At 61.0% G+C, this 16,292-nt stretch carries 14 protein-coding genes; 3 read left to right on the forward strand and 11 right to left on the reverse strand.

From position 1 onward, the window contains the following. Nucleotides 1-137: 137 nt before the first annotated feature. Complete coding sequence (rlmB, locus tag BLU78_RS03150) at nucleotides 138-875, reverse strand: 23S rRNA (guanosine(2251)-2'-O)-methyltransferase RlmB (RefSeq protein ID WP_010264031.1); 738 nt, start codon at nucleotides 873-875, stop codon at nucleotides 138-140. Beyond that, the gene (abc-f, locus tag BLU78_RS03155) at nucleotides 868-2,814 is read right to left on the reverse strand and encodes a ribosomal protection-like ABC-F family protein (RefSeq protein ID WP_010264027.1); all 1,947 of its coding nucleotides are present in this window, start codon (nucleotides 2,812-2,814) and stop codon (nucleotides 868-870) included. Before abc-f ends, rlmB begins: the two co-directional genes overlap by 8 nt. A gap of 79 nt (nucleotides 2,815-2,893) precedes the next feature. On the opposite strand from abc-f, the gene BLU78_RS03160 reads away from it, so the two are divergent. Beyond that, nucleotides 2,894-3,454 (forward strand): HD domain-containing protein, encoded by a 561-nt coding sequence (locus tag BLU78_RS03160; protein WP_010264023.1) that lies wholly within the window; start codon nucleotides 2,894-2,896, stop codon nucleotides 3,452-3,454. Here the strand turns inward: BLU78_RS03160 and rpe are convergent. The 4 genes from rpe to BLU78_RS03180 form a co-directional block, all read right to left on the reverse strand. Then, complete coding sequence (gene rpe, locus BLU78_RS03165) at nucleotides 3,444-4,094, reverse strand: ribulose-phosphate 3-epimerase (RefSeq protein ID WP_074712005.1); 651 nt, start codon at nucleotides 4,092-4,094, stop codon at nucleotides 3,444-3,446. The two genes, BLU78_RS03160 and rpe, sit on opposite strands and share 11 nt — an antisense overlap. Before the next feature lie 191 nt (nucleotides 4,095-4,285). Further along, nucleotides 4,286-5,485, reverse strand: a complete 1,200-nt coding sequence (locus tag BLU78_RS03170) for a hypothetical protein (protein WP_010264016.1) — start codon at nucleotides 5,483-5,485, stop codon at nucleotides 4,286-4,288. Continuing rightward, nucleotides 5,482-6,129 (reverse strand): ATP-binding cassette domain-containing protein, encoded by a 648-nt coding sequence (locus BLU78_RS03175; protein ID WP_010264013.1) that lies wholly within the window; start codon nucleotides 6,127-6,129, stop codon nucleotides 5,482-5,484. The genes BLU78_RS03170 and BLU78_RS03175 overlap by 4 nt, the downstream gene beginning before the upstream one ends. Nucleotides 6,130-6,201: 72 nt before the next feature. Next, nucleotides 6,202-7,773 carry a DUF4836 family protein gene (locus BLU78_RS03180; protein ID WP_010264010.1) on the reverse strand — a complete coding sequence of 524 codons (1,572 nt, stop codon included), beginning with the start codon at nucleotides 7,771-7,773 and terminating at the stop codon, nucleotides 6,202-6,204. 158 nt (nucleotides 7,774-7,931) lie between these two features. Here BLU78_RS03180 and BLU78_RS03185 point away from each other — a divergent pair, with 158 nt between their 5' ends. Further along, the gene (locus BLU78_RS03185; protein WP_010264006.1) at nucleotides 7,932-9,353 is read left to right on the forward strand and encodes a DNA recombination protein RmuC; all 1,422 of its coding nucleotides are present in this window, start codon (nucleotides 7,932-7,934) and stop codon (nucleotides 9,351-9,353) included. A gap of 35 nt (nucleotides 9,354-9,388) precedes the next feature. Here the strand turns inward: BLU78_RS03185 and BLU78_RS03190 are convergent, their stop codons facing one another. The 5 genes from BLU78_RS03190 to dnaG all read right to left on the reverse strand — a co-directional run bounded on the left by BLU78_RS03190 (nucleotide 9,389) and on the right by dnaG (nucleotide 14,060). Continuing rightward, nucleotides 9,389-9,940: a hypothetical protein gene (locus BLU78_RS03190; RefSeq protein WP_010264004.1), complete on the reverse strand. Its 552-nt coding sequence runs from the start codon at nucleotides 9,938-9,940 to the stop codon at nucleotides 9,389-9,391. Between the two features lie 14 nt (nucleotides 9,941-9,954). After that, the gene (tsaB, locus tag BLU78_RS03195; protein WP_010264001.1) at nucleotides 9,955-10,662 is read right to left on the reverse strand and encodes a tRNA (adenosine(37)-N6)-threonylcarbamoyltransferase complex dimerization subunit type 1 TsaB; all 708 of its coding nucleotides are present in this window, start codon (nucleotides 10,660-10,662) and stop codon (nucleotides 9,955-9,957) included. Nucleotides 10,663-10,673: 11 nt separating this feature from the next. After that, entirely contained in the window at nucleotides 10,674-11,453 is a 780-nt protein-coding gene (locus tag BLU78_RS03200; RefSeq protein WP_010263997.1) for a Cof-type HAD-IIB family hydrolase, read from the reverse strand. Further along, on the reverse strand, nucleotides 11,450-11,914 hold the full coding sequence (gene smpB / locus BLU78_RS03205) for an SsrA-binding protein SmpB (RefSeq protein ID WP_010263994.1): 465 nt from the start codon (nucleotides 11,912-11,914) through the stop codon (nucleotides 11,450-11,452). Before smpB ends, BLU78_RS03200 begins: the two co-directional genes overlap by 4 nt. A gap of 172 nt (nucleotides 11,915-12,086) precedes the next feature. Next, the gene (dnaG, locus tag BLU78_RS03210; protein WP_010263992.1) at nucleotides 12,087-14,060 is read right to left on the reverse strand and encodes a DNA primase; all 1,974 of its coding nucleotides are present in this window, start codon (nucleotides 14,058-14,060) and stop codon (nucleotides 12,087-12,089) included. A 99-nt stretch (nucleotides 14,061-14,159) separates the two neighbouring features. On the opposite strand from dnaG, the gene uvrB reads away from it, so the two are divergent. Next, nucleotides 14,160-16,208 (forward strand): excinuclease ABC subunit UvrB, encoded by a 2,049-nt coding sequence (gene uvrB, locus BLU78_RS03215; protein WP_010263990.1) that lies wholly within the window; start codon nucleotides 14,160-14,162, stop codon nucleotides 16,206-16,208. The last annotated feature ends 84 nt before the right edge of the window (nucleotides 16,209-16,292 follow it).

Consider the following 16,292-nt stretch of genomic DNA (forward strand, 5'->3'; position numbering starts at 1 on the left):
CTTTGCATATTTGTTCGTCATGGCGAGACATCGTCAGATGCCGCAACCGTCTGCGGAGAGTGTCGTCACACCGCAACATCCGATCGGACTGCCGCATCGCTGCGCTCCTCGCAATGACGGAACTCCGTTTCTTCCTTTCAGTTCTCCGGCCCGATACGCTGGCGCACGACCTCGAAGAGCATCACGGCCGCGGCGGCCGAGACGTTCAGCGACTCGATGTGCCCGATCAGCGGAATGGCCAGTTGTTCGTCGCAGAGTTTCAGCACCTCTTTCGAGATGCCCGTATCCTCGGCGCCCATCACCAGCACGGTCGGTTTGCGGAAATCGGCGTCGTAAAGCAGCTTGCGGCTCTTCTCCGTGGCGGCCACGACCTGAAAGCCCTCGGTCTGCAACTGTTTGAGCGTATTGCGGATCGAACCCACGCGGCACACGGGGATCACCGTGAGGGCCCCGGCCGACGAACGGATGGCCTCGGCATTCACGGGAGCGGAGTTCTTCAGCGGCGTGACGAGCCCGTGCGCCCCGGCACACTCGGCCGAACGGGCGATAGCCCCGAAATTACGCACGTCGGTCACACCGTCGAACAACACGATGAGCGGCGTCTCGTCCTCGGGGACCCGCTCCAAGATGTCCTCCAACCGGACATACTCGATGGCCGCGGTCTGCGCCACGACTCCCTGATGATTGCCGCGCGTCAGGCGGTTGAGCTTCTCGACCGGCACCTCCTGAAAATGCACCCGATGGCGGATGCAGAGGTCTTTGAGCTCCTGCATCAGCTGCCCCTCGGCGCCTTTGCGGATGTAGAGTTTTTCGATCTGCTTTCCGGCCTCGATCGCTTCGGCCACGGGACGAATCCCGAAAATGATATTATCCATTGTATTGTTCTTCGATGAGTTCCAATTCATACGACGCCTTCTCCCACTCGTGCATCTGATGCTCGTAACGGTTTTTGAGTTCGTTGTAAGCCTTGTAGTCGGCCTCGTTGTATTCGGCCGCGGCGGCGAATTTCGCATCGTACTCCGCAATCTGCTTCTCGATCCCGGCCAATTCCGCCTCGATCGTCTCCACAGCCTTTTTCGCCTTGCGTGCCTGCTTCTCCTGTTCCTTCTTCTGTTCGTAAGAGAGCTTTCCCGACGCGCCCGACTCGGCCGCTTTCAGAGCCGTCTTGGCCGGAGCGTCGCGCCGCTCGACCTCCTGCAGCGACTCCAGTTTGCGCTTCTCGAGGAAATAGTAGATGCCGCCCAGATACTCCTTCACCCCGCCGTCGCGGAACTCGTAGACCTTCTGCACCATGCCGTCGAGAAATTCGCGGTCGTGCGACACCACGACTACCGTGCCGTCGTACTTCATGATGGCGTTTTTAAGAATATCCTTCGAACGCATGTCCATGTGGTTCGTCGGCTCGTCGAGCACCAGCAGGTTGCGGGGTTCGAGCATCATGCGGGCCATCGACAGACGCGCCCGCTCACCGCCCGACAGGACCTTCACCTTCTTGTCGATATCTTCGCCGCGGAACAGGAACGCCCCCAGAATGTCGCGCAGACGGGTGCGGATGTCGCCCACCGCCACACGGTCCAGCGTGTCGTAGACCGTAAATTCGCCGTCCATCAGGTCGTCCTGATTCTGGGCATAGTAACCGATGTTGACGTTGGCCCCGAGGCGTATCGACCCCTCGGTGGGCGTCAGTTGGCCGATCAGCATCCGCGCGAGGGTCGTCTTGCCCTCGCCGTTGCGGCCCACCAGCGCGATTTTGTCGCCTTTCTCGATCACGAAATTCGCGCCGCTGAAAACATGCTTCTCCCCGAACGACATCCCGGCTTCGTTGATCTCGGCCACGATCTGTCCCGACCGCGGCGCGGGCGGAAATTTGATGTTGAGCGTGGCGAGGTCCTCCTCCTCGATCTCGAGACGGTCCAGCCGTTCCAACTGTTTGATGCGCGACTGCACCTGATTCGACTTGGTGGGCTTGTAGCGGAACTTCTCGATGAACTCCTCGGTCTTCTCGATCATCCGCTGCTGGTTCTCGTAAGCCGCCACCTGCTGCGCCCGGCGCTCGGCGCGCAGGACGACGTATTTCGAATAGGAAACCCTGTAATCGGTGATTTTACCCAGCGACAATTCGACCGTGCGGTTGGTGACATTGTCCAGAAAAGCCCGGTCGTGGGAAATCAGCAGCACCGCACCGTTGTAATTCTTCAGGTAATCCTCCAACCACTGAATCGACTCGATGTCGAGATGGTTCGTGGGCTCGTCCAAAAGGAAGATCGAAGGACGCCGCAGCAACAGCTTCGCCAACTCGATACGCATGCGCCAGCCGCCCGAAAACTCGCTCGTGGCGCGTCCGAAATCCGAACGCTTGAACCCGAGGCCCAGCAGGGTCTTTTCGATGTCCGCATCGCGGGTCTCGCCGCCGAGGATGTGGTAGTGATCCTGCGCGTCGTTCAGGCGGTGCAGGAGTTGTTCGTATTCGGGGCTTTCGTAATCGGTGCGCTCGGCGATCTCGCGCGTCAGGGCCTCGATCTCGGCCTCCAGCCGCAGTACCTCTTCGAAGGCTTTGGCGGTCTCCTCCACGAGTGTCGTGGTGTCGGCCACGCGCATCGTCTGCGGCAGGTAACCGATCGTGCAGTCGCCGTTGAGCGTCACGGCGCCCGTCGTGGGCTGCTGTTCTCCCGTGATGATGCGCAGGAGCGTGGTCTTGCCCGCTCCGTTCTTACCCACGAGACCGATACGGTCCTTGGGGTTGATCAGGAACGAAATATTATCGAAGAGGGTCCAGCCCCCATAGCTGACAGTGAGGTTATCTAATGAAATCATGGTACGTCTAAAAACACCGCAAAGTTAGCGATTTAATCCGACATATCGTATCTTTGGAGGTCGAAACAGAATCCCGGATATGGAAAAGTTGGAACGATACCTGCAATTCATGCGCGAAGCCGAGCGGCTGAAAAACGTCCTGCGCTCGGCCCACACTTCGACCGGACGCCGCGAGAGCACCGCCGAGCATACATGGCGGCTGGCCCTGCTGGCCCTGGTCCTTGCGGACGAGAAGCCCGAACTCGACCTGCAGCGGGTCCTCGCGATGTGCCTTGTCCACGATCTCGGGGAGGCTTACGAAGGGGACATTCCGGCTGTCGAGCAGTCCGATCCCGCCGTCAAAGCCGCGGCGGAACGTTCGGCCATGGAGCGGCTCACACCCCTGCTGCCCGATGAAGCCGCAGCGCGCATCCGGACGCTCTGGGAGGAGTACGAAGCCTGTGTCACACCCGAGGCCCGCTGGGTCAAAGCGCTCGACAAGGCCGAGACCATCCTCCAGCACAATCAGGGCGCCAACCCCGCCGGATTCGATTACGGTTTCAACCTGACCTACGGAGCCGCATGGTTCCGCGACGACGCCCTCCTGCGCGAACTGCGCAGCCTGCTCGACGCGGAAACGGCCAAACGCGTCAGGCGTTGAGCATTTTCACAATCTCTGCCTGCGGGTCCGCCGCACCGAATACGGCGTTGCCGGCCACGAGCACGTCGGCACCCGCCCCGTAAACCGCACCGGCATTGTGCGACGAGAGGCCGCCGTCGACCTCGATGATCATCCCGAGCCCCATCTCCCGCGCCATGGCGCGCAGTTGTGCGACCTTCTCCAGCGATCCCGGAATGAACGACTGCCCTCCGAAACCGGGTTCGACGCTCATCACCAGCACCAGGTCCACCTGCGGCAACACGCCGCGCAGCGCTTCGACCGGCGTCGCCGGTTTGATCGAGATACCGGCCTTGGCCCCGGCTTCGCGGATCAGGCCGATGCAGGCCGCGGGGTCGTCGGACGCCTCGTAATGAAAAGTCACCAGGTCGGCGCCCGCCTCGACGAATCGCTTCACATACTTTTCCGGATTGACGATCATCAGGTGCACGTCGAGGAACTTCGGCGTCGCCTTGCGGATGGCTTTCAGCACGGGAAACCCGAATGAGATATTGGGGACGAAAACGCCGTCCATCACGTCGATATGAACCCATTCGGCCGCACTTGCGTCGACCATCCGGGTGTCGCGCTCCAAGTGTCCGAAATCGGCCGAGAGCATCGAGGGAGCTACTATTCTGTTCATGGTGCAGTTCTTAATTTCCATTTACAAAGATACAAAAAAGCCGACCGGGAGCAAAACCGATATTGCAGGCGGTCCGGCAAAACGTCCCGACTGATAAAAGTGTCGTTACGACACCAAAGATACAAAAAAGCCGGATGGGTGCAAAACCGAATCGCAGGCGGTCCGGCAAAACGTCCCGCCCCGGCATCCCGTCAGCGTTTTCCGCGGCTCAGAGCGCCGACCTTCCGACGGATCGCCACGCCGTCGAGCAGCGAAAGCAGCAGTGCAAGTCCGGTGCCGCACAGCAGCGTAACACCCATGCCCGCCGGCTGGTATCCCTCCTGCAACGCCGTCAGCGACGGCAGATAGGCAAGGCGTAACAGCCACACCGCCAGCAAGGCGGCAGCCAGCACCCCGAAATTCAGCCCGAACGTCAGCAGTCGGTAGGGACGCGCCACACGCGCCGGGGCGTAGCCCAGCAACAGCAGGTTTTCGAGTTTGTCGCTGTTTTTCTGCAGCAGCAGGAAGATGCTCAGCAGCAGGATGTAGAACGACATCCCGCTGAACGCCAGCCCCACCCCGGCCACACCGCTTGCGGCCAACTGCAGGAACCGGGTCGCCTTGCCGTCGTCGCGGCGGTCGCCCTCGGCCTCGTACCCCTTGCGGGCGAGGTACTCCGAGACCGCGGCATCGACCGGACGGTCGGTCTCGACGATAACCCGCGCCGGATGTCTTTCACCGGTCCGGGTCCCGAACCGCTCGTTCGACCAACGGATGAACGCATCGGGAACAAGGATGGTGTTCAGACGGTTCGACAACCCGACGATACGCCCCCGGAACTGCTCCGAGCGGCCGTTCCCGGCGATGTCGATGCCGAGGCTCACCCGGCGGAAAATGCCCTCCGAAATCTGCGGCAACCCCTGCGAGGGGGCGAAACCGTAGTTATAGAGGTTCACGTAGTTGCGCGGGATGATGATGGGAATGTCGCGGCTGCCGGGCTCGTAGTTCCATTCGGCGGCTTCGACATCGAGAAACCGGTCGGGAACCGACTCGAAAAAGAGGTAGGTCGAGAGGTTGACGCCGCCCATGCCGACCGACCCCGTTATCCGGTAATCGGCAGGAGTCAGCGCCCCGACTTCGCGCACGAACGGCTGGGCCCGGAGGTCGTCCAGCTCCCCGGGGGTGAAATCGCTGCTGCCCAGCCCGAGGGTGTTGAGCGCATTGACGCGCTTCGAAAGTACGAGGTAGTCGCCGCGCAGGAACGAATCGGGGCGGTCCACGATCGGCCGGATGTCGCGGTAGGCCTGCAAGGCCCCCAGCACGACGGTCATCCCCACCAGCCCGGCAAGGGAGAACCCGACCAGCTGGGCCATGCTCAGATGGCAGCGCAGCAGTTTCCAGAGCAGTCTCATAGCGTCAGGATTTTGTGGTACGGCAGTTCGAGCCGGCTGCCGACCGAGGTCACGACGATGCCCGCACCCTGCGCCTGCGCCTCCTCCGACAAGAGGCCGGCGAGCACCTCCCCGTTCGCGGCGTCGAGGTGGCTCACGGGTTCGTCCAGCAGGATGAAATCGAACGGCTGGCACAGGCAGCGCACGAACGCGACGCGCTGCTGCTGCCCGAACGAGAGTTTTCCGACCGGAGTATCCCGCTTTCCGGCAATCCCGGCGGCTTCCAGCAGGCGTTCGATCTGCCCGGGCGTTTTGAACGCGGTCAGGCCGTTCTTCAGGGCGAAGTTCTCGGCCACGGTCAGCTCCCCGAACAGCCGGAGGTCCTGGAACAGCAGGCTCAGCGACCGGCGCCGCACATCGCCCCACCGGGCTGCGGAAAAGGTGCGGCAATCCTCGCCGCCGAGCAGGATGCTGCCCGCATAATCGTTTCGGAAGCCGTACAGGTAACTGCACAGCGAGGATTTCCCGGTCCCCGAAGCGGCTTCGACCAGATAATACTCCCCCTTGCGAAACGTCACGTCGCACCCCCACACGTCCGACGTTCCGGAAACCGGGTCGTCGGCAAACGCATCGGGCACCACATGCCGTAAAGTTATCGACTCCATAGACATCGTGTTTCAAAAAAGCGGCCGTTCGAATCCCGACGGCCGCTGCTCGGTGTCGCCACCGCTGTTCGGTTACATTTCACTCGCTTCCGGCATATACTGACGGATCAGCGCGCCGGTCGTGTCGCAAATGGTTTTGAAGGCATTCTGCTCCTTGTCGGCCATGTTGACGATGAACTCTCCGCCCTCCATCGTGCCGTAAGCCTCCAGGTCGTCGAACATACCGAGAACCGAGAGCGCTATTTCCACCTGCGGCATCCCGTATCCTCCGGTCAGCTGGGCCACCAGAGCGTTCAGGCCTTTGAAATCGAGCCAAAACGTGCCGGACTTACCCTTCACGATGCGGTCCAGCGACGTCAGCGACTCGATTTTCGTCCCGTCGAGCGCCGATTTCACGGCCACGTCGGTCGTGCAGTAAAGCACCTTGTTCTTCACGCCGAACAGCACCGAAATACCGCCCATGCTGAACATATATTCCCCCTCGGCGGTCTGCTGGATAGGCATACCCGCCAGGTTCGTGACGATCGTCTGCAACACGGCGGGATCATTGACCTCGACCAGCAGCGATGCGACCGGATAGCGTCCGTCCGGGGTCATTCCCGAGAACGAGATCACGCAGTCGCCGTCGAAGGCGTCGAACACCTGTTTGATCATCGGATTGCCCAGCATCATGCCGTAACCGGGCATGGCGGCCAGCATCGCATAGAGCTTTTCGCCGTCGAGCCCATAGGAAGCCGCGCCGATGCTGTTGGCGGGCACGTAGCGCAGCAGGGCGCCGGTCTGGGGCTTCACATAGGCGTAAAACTCCATCGCCTTCTTCTCGCTCTCCTTATCCTTGTAATTCATCACAGCGTCGCTGACGATGCGTCCCTTCTCGAAATTGGAGGAGCCTATCATCACGGCCCCCTTCAGTGCATTCATCATGGGCATCGCACCCAGCATCGAATAATTCGCCATAACCGGCAAATTGTCATACGGCATGACCATATTCACATCGTTGCGTGCGGACAGCCGCGCGGCAACGACCTTGTCGCCCATCAGGCTCTCGCCCTGCTTCTGGGCGAACAGTCCCCGCACCTTTGCCTCGATATCCCCGCCGCAGGTTTGGAAATAAAGCATGCAGGCAATGTCATTATAGGCGCAAACGCCGGTCGCAGCCGTATCCTCGCCGATCTTCACGACCGAAACTCCGTTCTCGGTCACCGCTTCGGTACCGCTCTTCTCGTTGATCCGCGCGATCAGTGCATCCAGTTTCGACTTGTCGCCGACCGGGAACAGCAGGCCGCCGCGAACCTCGGGGTTATTGATGTCGGAACCGCTCATCGACATGAACATAAACAGGTCTTTTTTCAGGTCGAGGCCCGATTCGGCCGGATTCTCCAGCAGCGAAAGCAGGTACTCGGACTCCTCGGCGGAGAGGTTCTCCGCCTTGCCCAGCTCCGCTTTCAGACGGTCGAGAAGGGGGTTGCAGGCAGCGTCGCACGCGCCGCTCTTCTCCATGAGCGACGCGGGGTTGACCGACATCGTCATAAACGAATCGGCAGGCAGGAGATTCCGGTAATCGGCCCCGCCGCCGCAGGAGACGATCAGCGCAGCCACCGCCGCAAGGCAGGCCAGTTTCACGATGGGTAAAAAGTTTTTCATAAAATGAAATGATTAAGGGTATATTCTATTCAGTAGCAAAGGTATAAAATTCGGGGAATGATACGCCGATCCGGGCAAATAAAATCACACATCGCCCCGAAAATTCCTATTCCGGGAATAAATTGCTATTTTTGCAGGGAACACACGACCGAACAGCCATGACCCTCTTTTTCATCCTGACGACCTGCTGCCTGACGGCGATCCTCATCTTCGCCCTGCTCCTGTGGCGCAGGGAGTCGCGCCGGCTTGCCGACGCCGACGCACGCGAACGCGAAGCCACGGCCCGCCTTTCGGCCGCCGAGGCCCGGCTGGCCGCAGCCGAACAGGCCGCCTCGGCCGAAAAGGAGTTCCGCCTGCGCTACGAGGAGCAGGTGCGGTCGCTGACCGAACAACGTTCGCGCACCGAGGCCGAGCTGGCCGCGCTGCGTGCCGCGTCCGAGGCCGAGATCGCCGCCCTGCGGCAGCGGAACGCCGAGGAGCGCGAAGCCGAGCGCACGGAGCGCGAAAAGACCGAGGAGCGTTTCCGGGCGCAGTTCCGGAACCTGGCGACGGAGATTCTGGGCGAGCAGACCCAGCATTTCAAACAGACCAGCAAGGAGTCGATCGACATCCTGCTTAAACCGTTCAAAGACAACATCGTCGATTTCCGCAAACGGGTCGAGGAGATCTACACCACGCAGACCTCGCAGCGCGGCGAGCTGAAATCGGAACTCAAACGCCTCATGGAGCTCAACCAGAACATCTCGGCCGAGGCCCGCAACCTGACCGACGCCCTGAAAGGCAACTCGAAGGTGCAGGGCGACTGGGGCGAGATGCTGCTGGAGACGATCCTCGACAGTTCGGCGCTTTCGAAAGGCATCCACTACGAGACGCAGTACAACATCAAAGACGAGGAAGGGCGCAACCTGCGTCCCGACGTGGTGCTGCACCTGCCCGAGAAAAAAGACATCGTCATCGACTCGAAAGTCTCACTCACGGCCTTCGTGGGCTACACCTCGGCCGACACGGAGGAAGAGCGGCGGCGCCATCTCGCGGCACACGTCGCGTCGGTCCGCCAGCACGTCACCGAACTGGGCCGCAAGGAGTACCAGCGGCGGCTGAACTCCCCCGATTTCGTCATCATGTTCGTCCCCAATGAACCGGCGTTCCTCGCGGCATTGCAGAACGATCCGTCCATCTGGTCCGACGCCTACGACAAGAAAGTGATCGTCTCCTCGCCGACGAACCTCTTCGCCCTGCTGAAACTCGTCGCCGACCTCTGGAAATACAACGACCAGGACAAAAACACCAAGGAGATAGCCGCCTGCGGACTGAAACTCTACGAACAGTTGGTTGCCTTCACAGGATCGCTTGAAGGGGTCGGCACGGCGCTCGACAAAGCCCGCGACGCCTACGAGGACGCCCACAAGCGGCTCTGCACGGGCAACGACAACATCATCCGCGTCGGCGAGCGGCTGCGCAAAACAGCCCGCCTGCAGACCAAACGCCGGCATGCGGCGCGCACGCTCGAGATCGCCGACGCCGATACCGAAGACGATCTGCCGGAAGAACCGTCGGCCCTGCCCGAACAAACCGTGTAAAAAAAAATCCCCGCAACTCGCGTTGCGGGGATTTTTCAGACTTTCCGCCAGCTTTTGCGCATCCGGCATTCGATCCCGGGCGTCGGGTCCGCCGCCATCGCCTCCACGATATCGTCCCACGATTCGTCGACCCAGCCGACCCGGCCCCGGCAGCGGCACAGCACCTCGACCGCCCAAATCCGCACCGCGACTTTCGCCGCCGGATCGACGGCCCATTCGGCTGCCGCTTCGGCAATCCGGTCCAGCGTCTCCGGCTCCGGCTCGTAACGCCCCAGCAGGTCGGCCATGATCTTCCCGAAATGCCGCCGCACACTGGCGTCGGCGCACGCCGGGAAATCCCGCCGGCAGAACTCCCCGGCGTGGGGCATGAAACGTTCGGGAACGGTGAAATAAATGCGTTCGAGGACATAGGCCCCGCGAAACAGCACCTTGTGCCTGACGGATTTCGGAAGCTCCGGATGCGGATCGACGGTAACAGCATAGAGCCGGTCCACGGCATCCGCCCCGAGTACCGCCCGGGCCGCCTCGTCGGCGAAATTTTCATAAAACCGCTCCGACAGGAGCTTCACGAGGTCCGCGTCAGTCATAGTACCGGCACCGCTCAAAAGAGCTTCTTGCGGGATGTCGTAACGACGAAATCTTTCAGGTAGAAAGGCTCGAAATAGGCAATGTCCTCCGTGCGGCCTTCGTCGAGGGCCTGCTGGGCCAGCCGCGCCAATCCGCGGGCCGACGGGGTCACCTCGACATACACGGCGTCGGGAAGCACGTCGGCGCACTTGCGGGCCCCGCTGCCGAAGATCACGAACGGACGCCCCTGACCACGGAACGCCGCGAAACTCCCCTCGTCGACCACCTCGGCCGAAACCTCGCCCTGCGGGCGTCCCTCGGAGTCGAAGACCTGTGCATAGACCTCCATGCGCCGGGCATCGACCATCGGACAGAGATAAGCCCCGTCCCAGTCATCGACCGAGAGAATTCCCGCCTCGTAATCCTCGCGGGCCACCTCGGCCAGCGCATCCAGCGACCCCACGGCCACCAGCGGTTTTTGCAGGCCGTAGCACAGCCCCTTGGCGAACGACACGCCGATACGCAGCCCCGTGTACGACCCGGGACCCTTGCCCACGGCCACGGCGTCGAGGTCGTCGGGCACGATGCCCGTCTCGCGCAGCAGTTCGTCGACGAATACGCCGACCTTGCGGGCGTGGTCGCGCCCCTCGTCGCTCTCGCGCAGCGACAGCAGTTCGCCGTCTTTGGCAATACCCACGGAACAGATGTCCGTACCGGTTTCAATGCAAAGTATCAAAGACATATCTTACTTTTTTATTCAATCACACCAAAATGCTCCAACGCCTTCCGGATACCGTCGTCGTCGACCGACGCCGTCACATAGTCCGCGGCGTTCAGCGCCTCGTCGCAGGCATTGCCCATCGCCACGCCGACGCCTGCGGCCCGGAGCATCGCCGCGTCGTTGCCGCCGTCGCCGAAAGCCATCGTCTCGCCGTGCGCAAAGCCGAAATGCGATGCGAATTCGGCCAGCCCCGTCGCCTTGTCGATGCCCCGGACATTGATGTCCGCGAATATCGGACACCAGCGCGACGCCACGAGCCCCGGCAATTCGGCCATCACCCGTTTTTCGAGTTCGGGATCGAAGTAAAAACACATCTGGCAACAATCGCCCCGGTCGAAAAGCGCCCGCAGGTCGACCTGTTCCGGAACCGGATGCGCCACCAGCTTCGCCAGACGCACCACCTCGGGCGTCACGCGGTTGACGAAAACCCCGTCGTTCAGCTCCAGTCCGACCGGAAAATCCAGCTCTGCGGACAAAGCGAGCGACTTCTCGAAGTCTGCGCGCGGAATGGGATGCCGGGCGACCAGCGTTCCGTCGCGCATCAGGCAGTCGGCGCCGTTCAGCGCCACCACGCCGTCGTAGGGAATCTCCCCGAGCAGTTCCAGATCGGCAGCCGCGCGCCCCGTGGCGATGAAGAGCCGCACGCCGCGGGCATGCGCCCGCCGCAGCGCCTCCAACGCGGAAACCGGCACCTTGTGGGTTTTGAAACTGATCAACGTCCCGTCGACGTCCAGGAATATCGCCTTTATCATCTTCGGTAGTTTTTCATCGCCTTATCCATCTCGCGCTTGGCATCGTTCTCCTTCAGGTACTCGCGCTTGTCGTAGGACTTGCGGCCCCGGGCCAGTCCCACGACGACTTTGGCCAGCCCGCGCTCGTTCAGGAACATCCGCAGACCCACGATCGTGAGCCCCTTGTCCTGCGAAGCACGCTGCAATTTCTCCAGTTCGCGGGCCGTCAACAGCAGTTTGCGGTCGCGGCGCGGCACGTGGTTGTTGCAGGTTCCCCAGGCATACTCGGCGATGTTGATGCCGCGCACCCACAGTTCGCCCTTGTCGAAATAGCAGAACGTGTCGACCATCGACGCCTTTCCGGCGCGGATCGACTTGATCTCCGTTCCGACCAGCACGACGCCCGCAACGTATTCTTCCAGAATCTCATAGTCGAACGTCGCACGCTTGTTCCGAATGTTTATCTTCTTTTGTTCGCTCATATATTCAATAACGGCACACGAATTGCAATTTTAATTCGCAGGGGTGGGAATCGGTCAAGGTAACTAATTCTTTTATCTTTGATATGTTTTACACATCTTTCTGTTTATTTTCTGTTTGCACACGGTATGCGCAGTGATGCGTGTACGACCCGAGACCCGCCCCTTTTTTTCTTTATAGAATCGGTCGTCCTATCTTATTGGCTATCGTCTTTTTAGCCTGATTGTAAGCCGCCAACCGCTGCATGATATCCTTTTGCTCGTCGTCGGAGAGTTCATCGGCCAGCTTCGCCTGCAACTCCTTGATCAGCGCCTCGATCACCTTCGATTTGTAGAGCGTCACGGCCTTCGGAACCCCCACGGCCAGCATCTCGGCATCGCTGTCGACGTGTATCTCCTTGCGCTGCCACAACTCGCTGAGCACGTAGTTGTCATCCGCCGTGAGGATGTCCACCGACATGTTGCACACCTCCGGGTCGATGTGGTTCAGGAAGACGTGCGCCGGCACCTCCGTCCCGGTCCCCAGCTGCGTCCACTGTTCGCGGTAAACATTCATAATCTTGGCGTAGACCGGATTGCGAAACTCGATGTTGTCGTCGCTCAGCTCCGCGAAGATCACCTCCGCCACGTTGCACGCCACCATCGTCCGCCCCTCTTTGAAATCGAACGAGCAATGACCGTATTTCAGGAGGTATTTCACGATCTCGCGCTCCAGCGCTTCGAAACTGCTCCCGGCCTCGACCTGTTTGACGAACTCCACCTCGGGCTGCTGCGGCGCCTCCCGCTGCCGGAGCGTCGTCTGCCGGCGCAGAAACTCGTCCGTCTCGCGGTCGCCCGACGTGGTCATGCGCTTGCGCGCCACCTCCGAGATCAATATCTGCTCGTCGATGTCCATGATCCGCGCACACTCTTTGATGTAGACCGAGCGCTGGATCGGATCGGGGATCTGCGACACCGACTGCACCATGTCGGCAATCAGCGACGCTTTCCGGATCGGGTCTCCCTGCGCATCCTTCAGCAGCAGTTTGGCTTTGAACTCCAGAAAGTCCTGCTCGTTGGCACGGATGTACTCCTGCACCTCGGCGGCCGTATGGCTGCGGGCGAACGAGTCGGGGTCCTCGGGCTCGGGCAGCAACACCACACGCACGTTCATCCCCTCTTTCAGAATCATGTCGATACCGCGCAGCGAAGCGTGGATACCCGCCGAGTCGCCGTCGTAGATGACCGTGATGTTCTTCGTAAAGCGGTTCAGCAGGCGTATCTGCTCCGTCGTCAGCGACGTTCCGGACGACGACACGACGTTTTCCACCCCGGCCTGGTGCATCGAGATCACATCGGTATACCCCTCGACCATGATGGCGAAATCCTGCTGCTGAATGGCCTTCTTGGCGAAATAGAGGCCGTAAAGCTCCCTTTTCTTGCTGTATATCTCGCTCTCGGGGGAGTTCTGGTATTTGGCGACCTGCTTGTCCGTGCGGAGCGTGCGGCCTCCGAAGGCCACGATGCGCCCCGAAATGTTGTGCACGGGGAAGATCACCCGGTCGCGGAAGCGGTCGTAAAGCGACCCGTCGCTCTCGCGGGCCAGCGAAAGCCCCGTCGAGACGAGAAATTCCTTCTTGTAACCCGCCGCCAGGGCGTCTTTCGACATCCGGTCGCCCTTGGCAGGACAGAATCCCAACCCGAATTTTTTAATCGTGGCGTCGGTCATCCCGCGCTTCTGGCGGAAATAGGCCAGCCCCACGCTCTGCCCCTCGGTCTCGCGGTGGAGGTAGTTGGCGAAATACTCCGCGGCCCAGCCGTTCAGGGCGAACATCGACTCGCGGTCGTCGTTGCGGCGCACCTCCTCTTCCGACATCTCCTTCTCTTTGACCTCGATGCCGTAACGCTTGGCCACCATCTTCAGGGCCTCGGGATAGGTGATGTTCTCGTGCTCCATCAGGAAGGTCACGGCGTTGCCGCCCTTGCCGCATCCGAAGCACTTGTAGACACCCTTCGAGGGCGACACGACGAACGACGGGGTCTTCTCGTTGTGGAACGGACAGCACGCCTGATAGTTCACGCCCTTTCGTTTGAGCGTGACGTATTCGCCGACGATATCCACGATATTGGCGGCGGCGTAAATGCGGTCTACTGTTTCCCTGTCGATCATACGCGCAAAGATACGGAAAAATATCAACAATGATATAGGACATACGCCCGGGGCCGCGAAATCCGTTATTATTCCACAAAAATTACCTACCTTTGCACCATGGATTTCAAACTCGTATCGGACTACGCCCCGATGGGCGATCAGCCGGAGGCGATCGGGCAGTTGGTGAGCTCGATCGAGCACGGCTCGAAGCACAACACGCTGCTGGGCGTGACGGGCTCCGGGAAGACCTTCACGGTGGCCAACGTCATCGCGGAACTGAAGCGTCCGACGCTGGTGCTGAGCCACAACAAGACCCTCGCGGCGCAGTTGTACGGGGAGTTTAAGAATTTCTTCCCCGAGAATGCCGTGGAGTATTTCGTCTCCTACTACGATTACTACCAGCCGGAGGCCTACCTGCCTTCGTCGGACACCTATATCGAGAAAGATCTCCAGATCAACGCCGAAATCGAGAAGATGCGTCTCGCCACGGTCGCCACCCTGCTGTCGGGACGCCGCGACGTCGTCGTCGTGTCGAGCGTCTCGTGCCTCTACGGCGCAGGCAACCCCGCGGATTTCCACGCCACGGCCATCAACGTCCGGGTCGGGCAGGTCGTGAGCTACAAGCATTTCCTCTACAAACTGGTCGAAGCGCTCTATACCCGCACCGAGCGGGAGCTGGAGCCGGCGACGTTCCGCGTCAACGGCGACACAGTGGATATCATGGCGGCCTTCGGCGAGTTCGGCAACCAGTGTTTTCGGGTGATGTTCTTCGACAACGAGGTCGAGGCCATCCAGTCCATCGACCCCGTGACGGGCCAGCGCATCCAGTCGCTCGACAGCCTGACGCTCTACCCCACGAACCTTTTCGTGACCACCAAGGAGCGCATCAACGCCGCCGTGCAGCAGATATACCTCGACTTGGGCAAACAGATCGAGTTTTTCGAACGCGCCGGACGCCCGATGGAGGCGCAGCGCATCAAACAGCGCGTGGAGTACGACCTCGAAATGATTAAGGAGCTGGGCTACTGCCCCGGCATCGAGAACTACTCGCGCTATTTCGACGGCCGCGCCGCCGGAACGCGTCCTTTCTGTCTGATCGACTACTTCCCGAAAGACTACCTGATGGTCGTGGACGAAAGCCACGTCACACTCCCGCAGGTACACGCCATGTTCGGCGGCGACCGGGCCCGCAAGGAGAACCTCGTGGAGTACGGCTTCCGCCTCCCGGCCGCCAAGGACAACCGCCCGGTGACCTTCGCGGAGTTCGAGCAGTTGCAGGGCACCTCGATCTACGTGAGCGCCACGCCTGCCGATTACGAGCTGATGAAGAGCGAAGGGGTGATCGTCGAACAGCTGATCCGCCCCACGGGGCTGGTGGACCCGCCGTTGGAGGTGCGCGTGACGGTGAACCAGATCGACGACCTGATCGGGGAGATCGACAAGCGCGTGAAGAACGACGACAAGGTGCTCGTGACGACCATCACCAAACGCATGGCCGAGGAGCTCTCGAAATATTTCGACCGCGTGGGCGTGCGCAACCGCTACATCCATTCGGACGTAGACACGCTGGAACGCATCCAGATCCTCGAGGACCTGCGGGCCGGGATGTTCGACGTGCTGGTGGGCGTGAACCTGCTGCGCGAGGGTCTCGACCTGCCGGAAGTGGCCCTCGTGGCCATTCTCGACGCCGACAAGGAGGGATTTCTGCGCAACGTGCGCTCCCTCACGCAGATCGCGGGACGCGCCGCACGCCACTCGCAGGGCAACGTGATCCTCTATGCAGACACCTGCACCGACTCGATGCGCTACGCCATCGAGCAAAGCAACCGCCGCCGGGAAAAACAGGTGCGTTACAACATGGAGCACGAAATGCTGCCGCGGCGGGCGCAGCGCAGCGGCACGGGACAGAGCGCGCTGCTGACGGGACGCGACACCCCGGAGGTCAACCTGACGGCCTACCCCATCGCCGAGGATCATTACGCTGCGGTGGCCGACGTGCAGAAGAACTACGTGGCCAGCGAGAACATCGACGCGCTGATCGACAAGGCCCGCGCGGACATGGAACGGGCGGCCAAATCGCTGGATTTCCTCGCCGCGGCGAAATTCCGCGACCGGATGTACGAACTGCAAAAACTCCGCGAGGAGAACAAAAACAAAAGGAACTGAAACCCGTCTCTCAGGCGGGGCAACCGGAATTCCTAAACGCTTCGACCTGCCGTCGCCCCTAAAAACCCGTCTCTTAGATGAGGC

It is taken from the genome of Alistipes timonensis JC136 (genome assembly GCF_900107675.1).
GTDB lineage: Bacteria > Bacteroidota > Bacteroidia > Bacteroidales > Rikenellaceae > Alistipes > Alistipes timonensis.